Genomic DNA, 15364 nt, shown 5'->3' on the forward strand with positions numbered 1-15364 from the left:
TTTTCCGATTATTCCTCGATTTCGATTCCTCTCTCGCCCGGAACCCGCCAATCGAGTTCGACCAGCCCCCGCGACGTTCCGCGGTGGCCGTCCCGACTGACGACTTCGAACGTCCGGTTCTCGGCTTCGGGCGTGAAGAGCGCGCCGATCATCAGTCGAGCGACGTCCGCACGCGGGATGGACCCGGAGACGGTTTCGCCGCCCTCGCCGACCAACACGTCGCCGGTCGCGGGCGCGTTCGTCAGTCCGCCGGGGCGGATGATGGTGTACGGAACGCCCGAGGTCCGAAGCACGGATTCGGCGTGATTTTTCGCGTTGAGGACGCGCCAGAGGAGGAGCCGAAACGGCGCGGGTACCCCTTCACGGGAGTCGCCGACGCCGATGGAACTCTCGAAGACGAAGTGCTCGACGTTGGCGGCGACGGCCGCGTGGACGAGGTTCTCGACGCCCGCCCCGTCCACGAGGTCGCCCACCAGAGCGTGCACCCCCGGCGACGACCCGACGGCGCAGAGGACGCCGTTGCAGTCGGCGACGGCGCGCGAGGCGTCCGCCGGGTCCAGTAGGTCGCCGACGATAACCTCGTCCGCACCGTCTTCCGACAGCGCTCGCTCCTTCTCGCGCGAGCGAGTCATCGCCCTGACGGTGATATCCGTATCGCGCAGTCGTCGGAGCAGTTCGCGTCCCGTCTCGCCGCTCGCACCCGCGACTAGCAGTCGCTCGATTTCGTCGGACATGTCACTAGTAGTTCGCATAGAACGGAGAAAGGTTTCGCGGCCAACGGTGTCGGAGTAGACGGACGGGGAAAACGACGCGTTACCGTCCCCACTCGCGCTCGACTTTCGGCCTGTCGCCGACCGACTGCACGCAAATCGGTTCGTCGCGCGCGCCGAGCGCTTCGACCGCCGCCGTCGCGCTGGCGGCGGTCGTGAAGTACGTGATGTCTTCCTCGACGGCCATCTCCAATACCTCGCGGTCGTCGCTCACGAGGAGGTCGATTTTGCCTTCCCGGACCGCCTTCGCGGTGTCCTCGAACTCGGCGAGTTCGTAGTAGTCGCCGAAGCCGTCCACGTCGAGTTCGATGACCGCGACGCCCTCCGTCGGAAGCGCGTTCGAGGCGGCGGATTGGGCCTTCTCGTAGGCCTTGCCGAACGAGTCGGCGGTGCCCATCACTTCACCCGTCGATTTCATCTCCGGGCCGAGGCGCGGGTCGGACCCGGAGAGGCGGTCGAACGGGAGGACGACCTCTTTCACGCTCGTCTGCTCGGGAATCTGTTCGACCACATCGAGATCTGCGAGCGTCTCCCCGGCCATCACCTTCGCCGCGAGTTTCGCTATCGGGACGCCCGTCGCCTTCGAGACGAACGGAACCGTCCGCGAGGAACGCGGGTTCGCTTCGAGGACGTAGACCGTTCCGTCCTGAACGGCCAACTGGACGTTCATCAGCCCGACCGTATCGAGGGCGCGGGCGATGTCCTCGGTCACTTCGCGCACGCGACCCAGCGTCTCCTCGGACAGCGAGCGAGTCGGAATCATGCAGGCCGAGTCGCCCGAGTGGACGCCCGCGCTCTCGACGTGCTCCATGATGCCGCCGATGACGATGTTCTCGCCGTCGGAAACGGCGTCCACGTCCAGTTCCACCGCGTCGGCGAGGAACTCGTCCACGAGGATGGGTTTGTCGGGCGAGACGCGAACCGCCTCCTCGATGTACTCCGTGAGTTCGTCGTCGTCGTACACGATGTCCATCGCGCGGCCGCCGAGGACGTAGGACGGACGCACGAGGACGGGGTAGCCGATGTCGTGCGCGAGTTCGAGGGCTTCCTCCTCGCTCGTCGCGCTCCCGCCGGTCGGCTGTTCGATTCCCAAGTCGTCCATCAGGCGGTTGAAGCGGTCGCGGTCCTCCGCGAGGTCCATGGCGTCCACCGTGGTGCCGAGGACCGTGCAATCGAGGTCACGGCGTTCGAGCTCCTCCTCCAGCGGGTGGCCGATATCGACCGAGGTCTGACCGCCGAACTGGACCATCACGCCGTCGGCGTTCGTCGCCTCGATGACGTCGGCAACCTCTTCGGCCGTTATCGGTTCGAAGAACAGGCCGTCGGAGGTGTCGTAGTCCGTCGAAACCGTCTCCGGGTTGTTGTTCACGACGTGAGCTTCGATGCCCATCTCGCGGAGCGCGCGGACCGCGTGAACCGAGCAGTAGTCGAACTCGACGCCCTGCCCGATGCGAATCGGGCCGCCGCCGACGACCACGACGCTCTCCACGTCGGGGTTCACCTGCAGTTCGTCCGTGCCGAACACGTTCGTCTCGCGGGCGGTGCGAGCGGAGTAGTAGTACGGCGTCGAGGCGGCGAACTCGCCCGCACAGGTGTCGACCTGCTTGAACGAGCGGTCGGGGGCGGCCGTCTCGACCGAGCCGACGTCGGCACCGGCCATCGACGCGACCTCCTGGTTCGTGAATCCTTTCTCGGCGGCGGGGGCGAACTCGCCGTCCTGCGCGGCCTCGACGGATTCCGCGATGCGCCCGTAGCGCTCGACGTACCACGATTCGATGCCGGTCAGGTCCGCGACCCGTTCGGCGGTGTAGCCGCGCTCGAACGCCTCGAACATGGCGTACGGGCGGTCGGGGCTCGGCCGTTCGAGATAGTGGGTTTCGAGTTCGTCGTCGGAAACCTCGTCCCACTCCGCGTCGGGTTCGTACTCGGAACTGCGGAGGGCTTTGAGGAGGCTCTCCTCGAAGGTGCGCCCGATGGCCATCGCCTCGCCGGTCGATTTCATCGCGGTGCCGAGTTCGAAGTCCACGTCGTCGAACTTGTCCTTGGGCCAGCGCGGCACCTTCGTCACCACGTAGTCGATGGCGGGTTCGAACGCCGCCGTGGTCTCGCCCGTGATTTCGTTCTCGATTTCGTGCAGGCGCTTGCCGAGCGCGACCTTCGCCGTGACGCGGGCGATGGGGTACCCCGTCGCCTTGGAGGCCAGCGCCGAGGAACGCGAGACGCGCGGGTTCACTTCGACGACGCGGTACTCGCCGCCGGGCGTGCCGTCGTCGTGCCACGCGAACTGGATGTTACACCCGCCCTGAATCCCCAAATCGCGGATGACTTCGAGGGCCACGTCGCGCATCTCTTGGTGTCCCTCGTCTGGGATGACCTGCGAGGGCGTGACGACGGTTGACTCGCCCGTGTGAATCCCCATCGGGTCGAGGTTCTCCATGTTACAGATGATGATACACGAGTTGTCGGCGTCGCGCATTACCTCGTACTCCAGTTCGACCCATCCCTCGATGGACTCCGTGATGAGCACCTCGTTGTTGCGCGAGAGGCGCAGTCCCTTCCGCACGCGCTCTTTCAGTTCGTCCATCTCGTGGACGACGCCGGACCCGGACCCGCCGAGGGTGTAGGTCGTCCGCGAGATGACGGGGAGGCCGCCGACGGATTCCACGGCCTCCTCGACCCGTTCACCCAGCGCGTCCTCGTCCAACTCGGTGACCGATTCGCCCTCGTCGAGCGTGATGGTCGTCGAACGCGGCATCGGTTGGCCCAAGTCCTGCATCCGCTCGCGGAAGAGGTCGCGGTCCTCGGTGGCGTAGATGGTGTCGAGGGGCGTCCCCATTATCTCCACGTCGTACTCGTCGAGGATGCCCTCCTCGCTGAGTTCGGCGGTGACGTTCAGTCCCGTCTGTCCGCCCAGTCCGGCGATAACGCCGTCCGGGCGCTCCTTCCGGATGATTTCGGCGATGGCGTCCGTCGTGATGGGCTCGATGTACACCTCGTCGGCCATCTCCGGGTCGGTCATGATGGTCGCCGGGTTGGAGTTCACGAGAACGACTCGCGCCCCCTCTTCCTGTAGCGCGCGGCAGGCCTGTGCGCCGGAGTAGTCGAACTCCGCTGCCTGCCCTATTTGGATGGGTCCGCTTCCGATGAGCAAAATCGTCCTGTCCTCGGTGTCCTCACTCATGGTTGTTATCGGTGTGAAGTTCGTACATCGTAATAAGCCCCACGAATCATTACGAGGAACGAAACTGAATTTCGAATTTCGGAAATCCACGAGCAGATTTGCGTTGTTCGAGAGGATTCCGTGAATTACAGGACGGAAAACGGAGGACGGAGCCCAGAACTGAACGAAGGAACAATTGTCGTAGGCGCAATCGGCGTTTCAGCAGGGGATTTTTCCGTCCTCACGTTCACCTCTTCGAGTACATATCTGCAGGTAAAGGGTTTTACAGCCTGAACCACTACGTCGAATCATGTGGAAACGGTTGCTGGCGCTGTTGCTGTTGATACCGTTACTCGACGGGCTGTTCCTCATCTTCGTCGCCTCGCAGATCGGCTGGATGATCACCGTCGCGCTCGTGGTACTGACCGCCCTCATCGGCATGATGCTCGTCCGTGCCGAGGGGAGACACACCATCAGACGGATTCAAACCGACCTCGCACGAGGGGACGCCCCGACGAACCGCATCATCGACGGCGGCTTCCTGCTCGTCTCGGGTGCCTTCCTGCTCACGCCCGGCCTCATCACGGACACGCTCGGATTCCTGTTCGCGCTCCCGCCCACGCGTGCGGTGTTCCGTACCGTGGCGAAAAAGTGGGTCATCACGCCCTACCTCGACAAGCAGACCGGCGGGTTCGCCACGGGCAACGTCTACACCTTCGGCTTCCCGAACGGCGGCAACGTCACCGGAACCGGAAATTCGGGCAACACGACCTCCTCGAACGGTTCCGGTGGTGACACGTACCGGGTGGATTCGGACGCCTATGATATCGATTTCGATGACGACTCGGAGGAGAAAGGAAACCCTTAAAACTCACAACCGGCAACGAGTAATTGCGTCCAACCGGGGCCAATAGCTCAGTTAGGTTGAGCGCTCGGCTGATAACCGGGAGGTCCGCGGTTCAAATCCGCGTTGGCCCATCCCAATTTCAACCGGTCACTGACCGATCGAAAACGGGGCGCAACCTCCCCAGCCAACTAATCTTACGGTACTCACATTCTACAGCGACCCGCTTCTCGTGTGACGTTGAACTTGTTTCCCGACGGCTATCTACGCCTTCTGGCGATTTCCATAGCCAGAGGTGGTCGCTGTGAACCCCTTCCCGAAACCGGACGGGTCGTTCAATCTATCGACGTGTGCAAAAATACACGGTTTATCTTCTACTTCACGCTCTTGTCCGATTACGCAGCCGTCGTTTCGTCTTCGAGTTCGGTTTCCGCCACATTCCGACGACTGGATACCCACGTGCTCAGGGCCACTGACACCCCGGTCAAGATGCCGCTCCCCGTCCCGAGTTCTTTGCCGCCGACGACACGCGCAGCGGCTGTTGCGACGATGAATGCTACGAAACCGCTCAGAAGGCTCTTTTTAAGGGCCATGTGCCCACTACTTCAGGTAGATAAAAGGTCCCATCGATTGAGAATTGGACGGAGAACCCGTGAACGGGACTCGTGATTTCTGGAGAGACGACGAGCCTTCGAGAGTTCTCTCTCGCGGTCCGGTTTTCCACCACTTCACGACCGTCAGCGGTCGCTTCCGTCCCTCTGCACTTTCCGTACCACCCAGACGAACGAAATGACCGCCAGCCCCGTCAGCAGGTGTTTCGCCAGTCCGCACCAGTTCGGATAGTCGGTTTCCGCCCCCTCGTTCTCCATGGGTTCTCGTCGAGAGAGTCACTGAAATCGGTTGTGGCGCTCGGCCCGTTCCTCGAAAACCCGGGAGAAATCGCCGTCAGTTGAATCCCGGTTCCCGCTTCCGCCGCTCCGTCGCGTCCCCAACAGTCTGTTTTTCAAGAGCAGGTACACCCCGCGTTCGAACCCCTCCACGACGATTCATAATAGGTCAGTCACCCGTTTGGGCGCAGGTTCTTACCGCGTGCGACCCAATCACAACCATGGCGAACCGCGTGCCATCGGGACCGGAGGGGGTACCGTTTCTGGGGTCGAGCTTGCAGTACGCAGACGACCCGCTGGGGTTCATGGAGCGCGTCGCACGCGAGTACGGCGACGTGGCCCGCATCGACGTGTACGGAACGGAGGTCTACCAGGTGACCGACCCGGCGGCCATCCGACGCGTCCTCGTGACGAACGCCGCGAACTACCGCAAGCCGAGTCTGGGCGGCGACGAGGGATTAGGTGGTTTACTCGGCGACGGTCTGCTGACCAGCGACGGCGACCACTGGCAGCGCCAGCGCAAGGCCATGCAACCGTCTTTCTACGGCGAGAAACTGGACGAGTACGGGGAGATAATCGTCCGCGATACGACCGAGTTGGCCGATTCGTTTTCCGACGGGGGGCACATCGACATCCACGCCGAGATGTCGGAACTCACCCTCAGAATCGTCGTCGAGAGCCTGCTCGGCGCTCGAATCGACGGGATGGAACGCGCGATTCGGGAAGCCCTGATGGAAGTCGGCGAGCGCTTCCAACCCGGTCCGCAGGGGTTCGTTCCCGAAGAGGTGCCGACGCCGCGAAACGTGCGCTATCACCGCGCCGTGGAGACGTTGGACCGAATCCTTCGGGAGATTCGCCGCCAACACGAGTACACCGGCGACGAGGACGACCTGCTCGGCGTGTTGCTCGACCGGCGCGACGAGGGAGCACTCTCCGACGAGAGCGTCCGCAACGAGATGATGACGATGTTGCTCGCTGGACACGACACGACGGCCTTGACGCTCACGTACGCGTGGTATCTGCTCTCGAAACACCCCGAGGTCGCGGAGCGATTTCACGACGAACTCGATTCGGTGGTGGAGGGAACGCCGACGGTCGCCGACCTCGCGGACCTCGACTACCTCGACGACATCGTTACGGAGACGATGCGACTGTATCCGCCCGCCTACGTCGTCTACCGGCAGGCGGTAGCGGCGGACGAACTCGCCGGATTCCACGTCCCGGCGGACACCATCGTCTCCACGCCGCAGTGGGTCGTCCACCACGACGAGCGGTTTTTCCCCGACCCGTGGGAATTCCGACCCGAACGCTGGACGGACGAGCTCCGCCGCGAACTCCCGCCGTTCGCCTACTTCCCGTTCGGCGGCGGCCCGCGCAAGTGTATCGGCGACGGCTTCGCCATGCGCGAGGCGAAACTCGTACTGGCGACGCTCGGCACGCGATTCGAGTTCGACCTCGTTTCCACCGCGCCGTTGGACCTCGTTCCGCTCGTCACCTTACATCCGGAGAATCCGGTCGAGGTGACGGTGCGAGCGCGGTAGACCGTTCCTCTTTCAGTCCATCTCCCGGACGACGACCGAGATGCCGATTCCGGCCGCGAGAAGGACGAGGACGGCGATACCGCCCGCAAGTATCCGCTCGCGCCTCATGACAGATATATGTTGTCCTCGATGAATGGTTTGTGTTCTGTCACTTGGTTCCCGGCGGACAAAACCGTGCGATTCACGCGGGTGGAGGACGAAGCCGGTGGTATGAGCACAGGGAATGCCGCGAAGAAGGTTCGGTTCGGTTTGGCCATGGCGCTCGGCGTCATCGTGCCGGGCATGCTGAAATACGTCCTGACCCAGAGCGGGTACGGTCTGCTCGGGTCCGTGATCTTCTACACCGGTTATCTCTCGGCCGCCGTCGCAATCTGGTACGTCTGGATCAGACCGCTGGAGTTGACCGGTTCGAGCGGGGCATAGCGGAAGTTTAAAGGAGAACTCACACCGACTTTCGGACAGGAATGTTCGAGTTCGTCCCACTACCGCTCGTCGACGACTTCCTTCTCAAAATCAACGTCGGAGACGCGATTTTCGCGCTGTTCGCGGTTTCGCTCGTGGCTTCGATTCCGCTGAAGTCACGGAAAGTACTTTCGCTGAACTCGATTCTGTTCGGCATTCTGTTCCTCCTCATCGTGTCGATGGGGGCACCGGCCACGTACGCCTATCTCGGCGTCGTGTTGCTGGTCATCGCGCCCCTGCTGTACACGACGGCCGGTCGATAGATAGAACGTCTTTTTTCCTTGGAGGCCGACCGTTCGGACATGGCAGACGACCTAACGGCCACGCTTCACACGAATCACGGCGACATCGAGGTTCGATTGTTCGACGAACGCGCACCCCGAACCGTCGGAAACTTCGTCGGTTTGGCGACCGGCGAGCGCGAATGGACGGACCCGCAGTCGGGCGACCGAATGACCGACCAACCGCTCTACGACGACGTGCTCTTCCACCGCGTCATCGACGGATTCATGATTCAGGGCGGCGATCCGACCGGAACCGGCCGCGGCGGTCCCGGTTACCAGTTCGACGACGAGTTCCACCCCGAACTCTCCCACGACGGCCCGGGTGTCCTCTCGATGGCGAACTCCGGCCCGAACACCAACGGCTCGCAGTTCTTCATCACGCTCGACGCTCAACCGCACCTCGACAACCGTCACGCCGTGTTCGGCGAGGTCATCGACGGCATGGACGTCGTCGAAGAGATCGGTGACGTCGATACGAACCCGCAGGACAAACCGCTCGACGACGTGGTTCTCGAATCCGTCGAGATTCACGACTGAGCGCCGACGCGAACGTCGATTCTTTTTCGGTTCATCTTCACAGCTACCGGGTGATTTCTGCCCGTTCGATTGCGACACTCATGCACCGTAACAGACATGACGACGAATTCTAACACCGAACTCGCGAAGCACAGCTGGCCGGAAGTCGAAGCCGCCCTCGACGATGGAAGACGGACCGTTATCGTAGCGGTCGGGTCGGTCGAACAACACGGTCCGCATCTCCCGCTGATAATGGACACGCTGGCGGGCGACGAACTGGCGAAACGAATCGCGGAGAAACTCGGCGACGCGCTGGCCGCACCGACCGTTCGTCCCGGCTGTTCGGGGCATCACATGGAGTTCCCGGGAACGATAACGGTCCCCGCGGCGGTGCTCATGGACTTGATTCGCGCGTACTGCGAGTCGTTGGACGAACACGGCTTCGAACACATCGTCCTCGTTCCGACTCACGGCGGCAACTTCGCACCCGTCAACACCGTCGCTCCGGAGGTTGCCCGCGACGTCGACGCGAACGTCATCGCGCTCGCTGACCTCGCGGACCTCATGGAACTCCAGAACGAGGGCCTCCGAAAGGGCGGCGTGGAGTACCAAGAGGACGTGATTCACGCGGGGGCCGCGGAGACGGCGATGGTACTGGCGATAGACGAGGGGCTGGTCCGAACCGACGAACTCGAAGTCGGCCACGACGAGGAGATTTCCGTCTCTCGGTTGCTGAGCGAGGGGTTTCAGTCCATCACAGAGAACGGCGTCCTCGGCGACCCGCGCGAAGGGACCACGGAGGCCGGTGAGGAGATTCTCGATACCGTCGCGTCGGCGTACGCGGAGCGAATCGAAGCGGAGCGCGAGGCCATCTGAGCGTACCGCTCGGTGGTCGGCGTCTCGAAACTCAGATCGACGCGTTGTTGAGGACGATTTCGACCAGCGCGAGGCAGACGAGCAGTCCCACGAGAACGCCGCTTTCTGTAAAACCGTAGTGGAACGGGTACACGTGCAGGGAGAGAACGAGGAGGGCACCGACGACGAGAAGGCACGCGCCGAGCATGTGTTTCGCTTTCGGACGCATGTTCGAAACGACGTGTCGTGTTTCTATATATTTTTGCTCACGAGCGGAGGGTCCGTGCTGTTCGTCTTCTCGGTGGAATACCGAAAATCGTTGATTTTCGACCGTTCGCCGCCGAGGGTTTCGACACGACGACCGGTTTTCACCACGATTGCTAGGGTCCACGACCGCACCGCATGCGGATGGGCGGCCGGAACCGCACGGCCGCCCATCCTCGGCGCCCCCGTTCCTCCCCCGGGCGTGGTCGCGGCGCGTTCGATGTGGACGCGCCGCGACCACCGCGCGTCCCGTTGGCCGGACGGATGTCGATTTGCGGCGGTTTGTCCTCCGTCGGCATGCCGATTCCGAAACCACTTCCGTCGTTCGACGCCAAGCCTCGCCATGGACGACTCTGCGGAACGGACGAAAGTCGAGTGGCGCGAGTGGGGTGACGCGGCGTTCGAGGAGGCGCGGGGGGAAGACAAACCCGTCCTGCTCTCGCTGTCGGCGCGCTGGTGTTCGTGGTGCCACGAGATGGACGAGACGACCTACGCGCTGCCGACGCTGGCGGCGAACGTCAACGACTCGTTCATTCCGGTTCGGGCCGACATCGACCGCCACCCCCGCGTCAGAGAGCGGTACAACATGGGCGGCTTCCCGACGACGGTGTTCCTCACGCCCGAAGGCGAACACCTGACCGGCGCGACGTTCCTCGACGCGAACACCATGCGTCAGGTCGTCGGACAGGTGCGGGACCTCTGGAAGCACAAGGGACGCGAGGCGTCGCAAGTCCCGCGAACCGTCCGCGACCAGAATCCCCCAGCGGGCGAAGTCACGGACGAAATCGAGCGCCTGCTGGTGGGTCAGGTGGAAGACCGGTTCGACCCGACCAACGGCGGTTGGGGCGACGACGCGAAATTCCCGCTTCCCCGGACCGTCGAGTTCGCGCTGAAACGGGACCGGAAGCGCGCGCTCGCCACGCTCTCGCCCATCACGGCGAACCTCTACGACGACTACGAGGGCGGCTTCTTCCGCTACGCCGGGACCCGCGAGTGGAACGACGTTCACCGCGAGAAGATGCTCGACGTGAACGCCGCGCTGTTGCGCACCTACGCGAACGCCTACCTGTACACGGGCGAGGAGCGCTACCGCGACCCCGCCGCGAAGACCGTCGAGTACCTGACGACGACGCTCTGGGAGGGCGACGCCTTCGGCGGCAGCCAGCGCCCCGGCGACGGCTATTACGAGGGCGACGCGAGCGACCGCGAGAGCCGGGAAGCTCCGGCGGTCGATTTCACGGCTTTCGCCGACCGGAACGCGCTCGCCGCCGACGCCCTGCTCACGTACACCGCCTACACGGACGACGAACACGCCCGCCGCTACGCCGAGCGGACCCTCAATTTCCTCTCGTCGTACGTCGAGGACGGCGCGGTCGTTCACTACCGCGACGGCGACGAGGAGGGCGAACGGGGCCTGCTCGCCGACCAAGCCACCGTGATTCGAGCGTTCGTCACCGCCGCGCAAGTGCTCGGGGACGAGGACGGCTACCTCGACACCGCCCGCTCCGTCGCCGACCACGCCATCGACACGCTGCAGACGGACGACGGTGCGTTCATCGACGGGCCGGAGGAGGGATCGGGCCTGCTCGACCGGTCGCTTCGACCCGTGGACGACAACGCCGCAATCGCGGACGCGCTGGTCGATTTGGCCATGCTGACGGGCGAGGAAGCGTACGAAGACGCGGCACGGGCCGCCGTCGGCGCGTTCGCCGGTGCGGCGGACAGAATCGGCGTGCAGGTGGCTGGCTACGCCACCGCCGCGTCCCGATTGTGCCGTCCGCCCCTGCGAGTCGTCGTGGCCACCGAAGCGGGGTCGAACCTGCATCGCGCCGCGCTTCGTCTCGCCGACCACGAGAAGGTGGTCCTGCTCGACCCCGACGGCGAGTACGAGCGGGGCACCGCCCACCTCGTCGATGGCGAAACGGTCTCGGACGCGGCGAGGTCGCCCGCGGAGTTGAGTGAACTGGCGGCGAGTTTCTTCTGAACTGTTTCTGAGAAAATAAGCGGGCATTCGGTCGAATGTCCGGAAAACGCACGTAGCGTTTTTATACTGTCGCCCTAATGTCATCAGATATGGCAAGTCTCCGCGATTTGGGTCTCTCCGAATACGAAGCTCGCGCGTACCGGGCGCTGTTGAACACCGGTCCGACGACGGCGAAGGACCTCTCCCGGGTGAGCGACGTTCCGATGGGGCGGATTTACGACGTTCTCAACAGTCTGGAGACGCACAATCTCGTCCGGAGTCAGAGCGCGAGCCGTCCGAAAAAGTACGTCGCGGTCGAACCCAGCACCGCACTCGACCGACTGCTGGACGACAAGCTGGACGAACTGAACGCGAAGGCGAACCAGTACGAAGATATCGTCGACGAGTTGAGCACCGAACTGGACGCCGTGGAGCCCCCCATCGAGGAGGGGTTCTGGACGGCGGCGGTCGGCGCGGACGACTCGCTCGAACTGCTCATCGAGCGGTTGGACGCCGCGGAGCGTCGCATCGACATGGTTGCCGGGCGCGTCTCGCCGACGTTCGACATCGGAAATATCGGCGATACCGTCACCGAGCACCTCGAACGCGCGTTGGACCGCGGCGTGGACGTGTCCGTCCTCATGTCGCCGGAACTCGTCAGCACGCTCCCCGAGAGCGTCGGACAGCGATACGCATCGACCCTCTCCGACCATCCGCAGTTTTCGGTTCGGACGACGCCGGAAATCGACGGCACGTTCAACCTCATCGACGACATCGAGGTGTGCATCGAGGTCGCGAACCCACTCTCACCCGGCGAGGCGTTCGCCATGATAGACCTCAAAGACCCCGAATTCGCGGCGAACGTCAACAGCCAGTTCTCCTCGCGGTGGGAGACGGCGGAACCGCTCCACTTTTGATATCACTCGCGGCGCGCGAGACCGGCGAGGTGGCCCGCCTCTTCGAGGACGATTTCGGACACGCCGAGTCGAACCGCGTTCTCGCTCCCGGGGAGACAACAGACCACGACGCCGCCCGCGACGCCCGCGGTCGCTCGCGTCCCGACGATTTTCGTCCCGATGTCGTCGTAGGAGAGCCGCCGGAACAGTTCGCCGAAACCGGGTAGCTCTTTTTCGAGCAGCGGGCGAACGGCCTCTACCGTCACGTCGTCGGGCGTGACTCCGGTGCCGCCGGTCGTGACGACGACGCCAACGTCGTCGCGCCCGACGATGTTGTGCACGGTCTTCTGCACACCGTCGTGGTCGTCGGCGACGAGTTCCCGCATCACGACGTCGTGTCCCGCGTCCTCGACGAGTTCCGCGATAGCGTCGCCCGCCGGGTCGTCGTCCACGGACCGCGACGAGGAGACGGTGACGACCGCGAAGCCGAGTTCGCTCACGTCGTGGCTGTGATGGTCGTGGTCGTGTGCGTGGTGGTCGAGTTCATCGTCGCTGTGACTGTCGTGACCGTCTTCGCGGTCGTGATGGCCGTGTTCGTCCCCGTCGTGTCCGGTGTCATCGTGGCCGTCGCTGTGGTCTCCGCCGTTATCGTCGTGATTCGTCATGTCCGACTCTTGGGCGGGCGACCCCAAAAGTCCACACGGACCCCCGGTTGGCACACAGTTTTAGTCTTCGCCGCCGACGGTGCAAGCATGAAGGCCGTCCAGTTCACGGAACACGGCGGAACCGAAGTCATCGAATACGGCGATTTCCCCGACCCGGAACCGGAACGCGACGAGGTTCTCGTCGACGTGAAGGCGGGCGCGCTGAACCACTTGGACGTGTGGACGCGCCGCGGACTGCCCGGAATCACCCTCGACATGCCGCACATCCCCGGCAGCGACGGGGCGGGTGAGGTCGTGGACGTCGGCGACGACGTGACGCGCTTCGAACCCGGCGACCGCGTTGCGCTCTCGGCGGGCGTCAGTTGCGGGAAGTGCGAGTTCTGCCGCCACGGCGAGCACTCGATGTGCGTCAACTACCACATCATCGGCGAGCACGTCCGCGGCGTTCACAGCGAACTCGCCGCCGTCCCCGAGGACAACCTGCTTTCGGTTCCCGAGGGCGTCTCGTGGGAGACGGCCGCGGCGGCCCCGCTCGTCTTCCAGACCGCGTGGCGGATGCTCATCACGCGCGCCGACGTCACGTCGGGCGAACGCGTCCTCGTCCTCGGCGCGTCCGGCGGCGTCGGCCACGCGGCGGTTCAGATCGCCGACTACGCGGGAGCGACGGTGTACGCCACGGGGAGCAGCGAGGCCAAACTCGAACACGCCCGCGAACTCGGTGCCGACCACGTTATCGACTACGAGGCCGAGGATTTCGCCTCACAAATCCGTGAGATGACCGGCGGACGCGGCGTCGATGTCGTCGTGGATCACATCGGCAAGGCCACGTGGCAGGACTCGCTCAGGAGTCTCGCCAAGGGCGGACGAATCGTCACCTGTGGCGCGACCACCGGAGGCCAACCGGAAACCGACATCAACCGCATCTTCTGGAATCAGCTCTCGGTCATCGGCTCGACGATGGCCAGCCTCGGCGAGGCGGACGACGTGATGGAACTCGTCTGGGACGGCACCTTCGAACCCGCGATTCGGGAGGTACTCCCCATGAGCGAGACGGCCCGCGCCCACGAGATGCTCGAAAACCGGGAAGGCTTTGGTAAAGTGGTGGTAAAACCAGATAGCGAGTTATGATGACCGAGAACAGCGAATCGAGGGAGTTCGGACGGAGCGGGTGGATTCTGGTCGGCGTAATCGTACTGGCGTTCATCGTTTCGCCGCTGCTCATCTACCTCAATCCGCCCTATCTGCCGTTCAAGTTCGCCTACCTCATCCTGCCGCTCATCCCGGCGCTGTTGCTCGGCGGGGCGGCGGTGTGGTCGGCGCAGAAACGGGTGTAGGTGCGACCGGATCGACCCGAACGAACGTCCCGGTGTCTCGTATCGTCCGACATTTTCTCGAATCGATAGTCCTCTTCTGAAATGTAATCTCCGCAACACACAAATTTTTCATGATGTGGGAGAATGACACACGCAGAATGAGCGTCATCCACGTCTCGGAGAAATACGACGGAACGACACATCGGCAAGTGGAACTCAAATTCTGGCATCCGGGATGCTGGACGCTCGAAGTCTCCGACGAGTACGACGGAACCCACATCATCGAGAAGTCGCTCTACCCGACCGACGAGATGGTTAAGGGAGACTTCATCATCGTCTCCGAGGGTGACCACGACATCGAGACGTTCGTCGAAGCCATCGACTCCCACCGCGTGGTCGAGAGCACGGCCATCCTGAAACACAGCGGCGACCGCGCCCGCGTCGTCGTCACCTACGCGCGCTCGTCCAGCATCGTCCCGGAAATCGTCAACTCGGAGTTCATGCCCATCGAACCCGTGCACATCACCGGCGGGTACGAGTACTGGACCGTCCTCGTCCGTTCGGACCAACTCGAATCCGTCTTCACCAGACTCGAAGACGAGTACGACGTGCAGTTGGAATCGATTCACGAGGTCGACCCCCACGACAACGTGGAGTTCGCCAACACCAGCGACCGGATTTACGACTCGCTTTCGGCCCGCCAGACGGAATGTCTCTTCTCGGCGCACGAGGCGGGCTACTACAACTGGCCGCGGGACGTGACCGCGAACGACATCGCCGCCGACTTCGGTATCAGCGGCCCGACATTCCTCGAACACCTCAGGAAGGGCGAACAGAAGGTCCTCAACGCCTTCCTCACCAAACTCGCCAAGCGAAACTACTGACCCCACCGTCCCGTTGGCCGCATCACGAACCGATTTGAGGGTCGCCCCGAATGGTGATGC

At 63.6% G+C, this 15364-nt stretch carries 18 protein-coding genes and 1 tRNA gene; 12 read left to right on the top strand and 7 right to left on the bottom strand.

Annotation, left to right across the window (positions count from 1 at the left end; genetic code table 11):
- Positions 1-8: 8 nt before the first annotated feature.
- Both V5735_RS13685 and carB read right to left on the bottom strand, forming a co-directional pair.
- Entirely contained in the window at positions 9-734 is a 726-nt protein-coding gene (locus V5735_RS13685) for an SDR family oxidoreductase (RefSeq protein WP_423744022.1), read from the bottom strand.
- Between the two features lie 79 nt (positions 735-813).
- A complete protein-coding gene (gene carB, locus V5735_RS13690; protein WP_423744023.1) occupies positions 814-3951 on the bottom strand; it encodes a carbamoyl-phosphate synthase large subunit in 3138 nt (1045 codons plus the stop codon).
- A 289-nt stretch (positions 3952-4240) separates the two neighbouring features.
- Between carB and V5735_RS13695 the strand changes: the two genes are divergently transcribed.
- Positions 4241-4798: an FxsA family protein gene (locus tag V5735_RS13695; RefSeq protein WP_423744024.1), complete on the top strand. Its 558-nt coding sequence runs from the start codon at positions 4241-4243 to the stop codon at positions 4796-4798.
- 36 nt (positions 4799-4834) lie between these two features.
- Positions 4835-4908 (top strand) — tRNA-Ile (locus tag V5735_RS13700).
- Between the two features lie 261 nt (positions 4909-5169).
- Here V5735_RS13700 and V5735_RS13705 read toward each other — a convergent pair.
- Both V5735_RS13705 and V5735_RS13710 read right to left on the bottom strand, forming a co-directional pair.
- Positions 5170-5367, bottom strand: a complete 198-nt coding sequence (locus tag V5735_RS13705; RefSeq protein WP_423744025.1) for a hypothetical protein — start codon at positions 5365-5367, stop codon at positions 5170-5172.
- A 144-nt stretch (positions 5368-5511) separates the two neighbouring features.
- Positions 5512-5643: a hypothetical protein gene (locus V5735_RS13710; protein ID WP_423744026.1), complete on the bottom strand. Its 132-nt coding sequence runs from the start codon at positions 5641-5643 to the stop codon at positions 5512-5514.
- Positions 5644-5882: 239 nt separating this feature from the next.
- On the opposite strand from V5735_RS13710, the gene V5735_RS13715 reads away from it, so the two are divergent.
- From V5735_RS13715 to V5735_RS13735, 5 genes are all read left to right on the top strand, one after another.
- Positions 5883-7202, top strand: coding sequence for a cytochrome P450 (locus V5735_RS13715; RefSeq protein ID WP_423744027.1), 1320 nt, complete (start codon positions 5883-5885; stop codon positions 7200-7202).
- A 210-nt stretch (positions 7203-7412) separates the two neighbouring features.
- The gene (locus V5735_RS13720; protein ID WP_423744028.1) at positions 7413-7625 is read left to right on the top strand and encodes a hypothetical protein; all 213 of its coding nucleotides are present in this window, start codon (positions 7413-7415) and stop codon (positions 7623-7625) included.
- 41 nt (positions 7626-7666) lie between these two features.
- Positions 7667-7927: a hypothetical protein gene (locus V5735_RS13725; RefSeq protein ID WP_007976904.1), complete on the top strand. Its 261-nt coding sequence runs from the start codon at positions 7667-7669 to the stop codon at positions 7925-7927.
- A gap of 39 nt (positions 7928-7966) precedes the next feature.
- Positions 7967-8485, top strand: coding sequence for a peptidylprolyl isomerase (locus tag V5735_RS13730; RefSeq protein WP_423744029.1), 519 nt, complete (start codon positions 7967-7969; stop codon positions 8483-8485).
- Positions 8486-8581: 96 nt separating this feature from the next.
- Positions 8582-9340 (top strand): creatininase family protein, encoded by a 759-nt coding sequence (locus tag V5735_RS13735; protein ID WP_423744030.1) that lies wholly within the window; start codon positions 8582-8584, stop codon positions 9338-9340.
- 31 nt (positions 9341-9371) lie between these two features.
- Here V5735_RS13735 and V5735_RS13740 read toward each other — a convergent pair whose 3' ends face one another.
- Both V5735_RS13740 and V5735_RS13745 read right to left on the bottom strand, forming a co-directional pair.
- Positions 9372-9548 carry a hypothetical protein gene (locus V5735_RS13740; protein WP_423744031.1) on the bottom strand — a complete coding sequence of 59 codons (177 nt, stop codon included), beginning with the start codon at positions 9546-9548 and terminating at the stop codon, positions 9372-9374.
- 23 nt (positions 9549-9571) lie between these two features.
- The gene (locus tag V5735_RS13745; protein WP_423744032.1) at positions 9572-9928 is read right to left on the bottom strand and encodes a hypothetical protein; all 357 of its coding nucleotides are present in this window, start codon (positions 9926-9928) and stop codon (positions 9572-9574) included.
- Between V5735_RS13745 and V5735_RS13750 the strand changes: the two genes are divergently transcribed.
- Both V5735_RS13750 and V5735_RS13755 read left to right on the top strand, forming a co-directional pair.
- Positions 9927-11567, top strand: a complete 1641-nt coding sequence (locus V5735_RS13750) for a DUF255 domain-containing protein (protein ID WP_423744033.1) — start codon at positions 9927-9929, stop codon at positions 11565-11567. The genes V5735_RS13745 and V5735_RS13750 overlap by 2 nt on opposite strands.
- Positions 11568-11656: 89 nt before the next feature.
- The gene (locus tag V5735_RS13755) at positions 11657-12463 is read left to right on the top strand and encodes a TrmB family transcriptional regulator (RefSeq protein WP_423744034.1); all 807 of its coding nucleotides are present in this window, start codon (positions 11657-11659) and stop codon (positions 12461-12463) included.
- A gap of 2 nt (positions 12464-12465) precedes the next feature.
- Here the strand turns inward: V5735_RS13755 and V5735_RS13760 are convergent, their stop codons facing one another.
- Positions 12466-13107, bottom strand: a complete 642-nt coding sequence (locus tag V5735_RS13760) for a MogA/MoaB family molybdenum cofactor biosynthesis protein (RefSeq protein WP_423744035.1) — start codon at positions 13105-13107, stop codon at positions 12466-12468.
- An 87-nt stretch (positions 13108-13194) separates the two neighbouring features.
- Between V5735_RS13760 and V5735_RS13765 the strand changes: the two genes are divergently transcribed.
- The 3 genes from V5735_RS13765 (at position 13195) to V5735_RS13775 (ending at position 15304) form a co-directional block, all read left to right on the top strand.
- Positions 13195-14235, top strand: coding sequence for a zinc-binding dehydrogenase (locus V5735_RS13765; protein ID WP_423744036.1), 1041 nt, complete (start codon positions 13195-13197; stop codon positions 14233-14235).
- Positions 14235-14441, top strand: coding sequence for a hypothetical protein (locus V5735_RS13770; RefSeq protein WP_423744037.1), 207 nt, complete (start codon positions 14235-14237; stop codon positions 14439-14441). The genes V5735_RS13765 and V5735_RS13770 overlap by 1 nt, the downstream gene beginning before the upstream one ends.
- A gap of 137 nt (positions 14442-14578) precedes the next feature.
- On the top strand, positions 14579-15304 hold the full coding sequence (locus V5735_RS13775; protein WP_423744038.1) for a helix-turn-helix domain-containing protein: 726 nt from the start codon (positions 14579-14581) through the stop codon (positions 15302-15304).
- Positions 15305-15364 lie beyond the last annotated feature (60 nt).

Source organism: Haladaptatus sp. SPP-AMP-3 (assembly GCF_049568665.1).
GTDB lineage: Archaea > Halobacteriota > Halobacteria > Halobacteriales > Haladaptataceae > Haladaptatus > Haladaptatus paucihalophilus.

Excerpts from the sequence above, each read along its gene's own strand:
- carB (WP_423744023.1), bottom strand. The coding sequence starts at position 3,951 with ATGAGTGAGGACACCGAGGACAGGACGATTTTGCTCATCGGAAGCGGA.
- V5735_RS13705 (WP_423744025.1), bottom strand. The coding sequence starts at position 5,367 with ATGGCCCTTAAAAAGAGCCTTCTGAGCGGTTTCGTAGCATTCATCGTC.
- V5735_RS13735 (WP_423744030.1), top strand. The coding sequence starts at position 8,582 with ATGACGACGAATTCTAACACCGAACTCGCGAAGCACAGCTGGCCGGAA.
- V5735_RS13730 (WP_423744029.1), top strand. The coding sequence starts at position 7,967 with ATGGCAGACGACCTAACGGCCACGCTTCACACGAATCACGGCGACATC.
- V5735_RS13755 (WP_423744034.1), top strand. The coding sequence starts at position 11,657 with ATGGCAAGTCTCCGCGATTTGGGTCTCTCCGAATACGAAGCTCGCGCG.
- V5735_RS13695 (WP_423744024.1), top strand. The coding sequence starts at position 4,241 with ATGTGGAAACGGTTGCTGGCGCTGTTGCTGTTGATACCGTTACTCGAC.
- V5735_RS13775 (WP_423744038.1), top strand. The coding sequence starts at position 14,579 with ATGAGCGTCATCCACGTCTCGGAGAAATACGACGGAACGACACATCGG.
- V5735_RS13740 (WP_423744031.1), bottom strand. The coding sequence starts at position 9,548 with ATGCGTCCGAAAGCGAAACACATGCTCGGCGCGTGCCTTCTCGTCGTC.
- V5735_RS13760 (WP_423744035.1), bottom strand. The coding sequence starts at position 13,107 with ATGACGAATCACGACGATAACGGCGGAGACCACAGCGACGGCCACGAT.
- V5735_RS13715 (WP_423744027.1), top strand. The coding sequence starts at position 5,883 with ATGGCGAACCGCGTGCCATCGGGACCGGAGGGGGTACCGTTTCTGGGG.
- V5735_RS13770 (WP_423744037.1), top strand. The coding sequence starts at position 14,235 with ATGACCGAGAACAGCGAATCGAGGGAGTTCGGACGGAGCGGGTGGATT.
- V5735_RS13710 (WP_423744026.1), bottom strand. The coding sequence starts at position 5,643 with ATGGAGAACGAGGGGGCGGAAACCGACTATCCGAACTGGTGCGGACTG.
- V5735_RS13720 (WP_423744028.1), top strand. The coding sequence starts at position 7,413 with ATGAGCACAGGGAATGCCGCGAAGAAGGTTCGGTTCGGTTTGGCCATG.
- V5735_RS13685 (WP_423744022.1), bottom strand. The coding sequence starts at position 734 with ATGTCCGACGAAATCGAGCGACTGCTAGTCGCGGGTGCGAGCGGCGAG.
- V5735_RS13745 (WP_423744032.1), bottom strand. The coding sequence starts at position 9,928 with ATGGCGAGGCTTGGCGTCGAACGACGGAAGTGGTTTCGGAATCGGCAT.
- V5735_RS13750 (WP_423744033.1), top strand. The coding sequence starts at position 9,927 with ATGGACGACTCTGCGGAACGGACGAAAGTCGAGTGGCGCGAGTGGGGT.
- V5735_RS13765 (WP_423744036.1), top strand. The coding sequence starts at position 13,195 with ATGAAGGCCGTCCAGTTCACGGAACACGGCGGAACCGAAGTCATCGAA.
- V5735_RS13725 (WP_007976904.1), top strand. The coding sequence starts at position 7,667 with ATGTTCGAGTTCGTCCCACTACCGCTCGTCGACGACTTCCTTCTCAAA.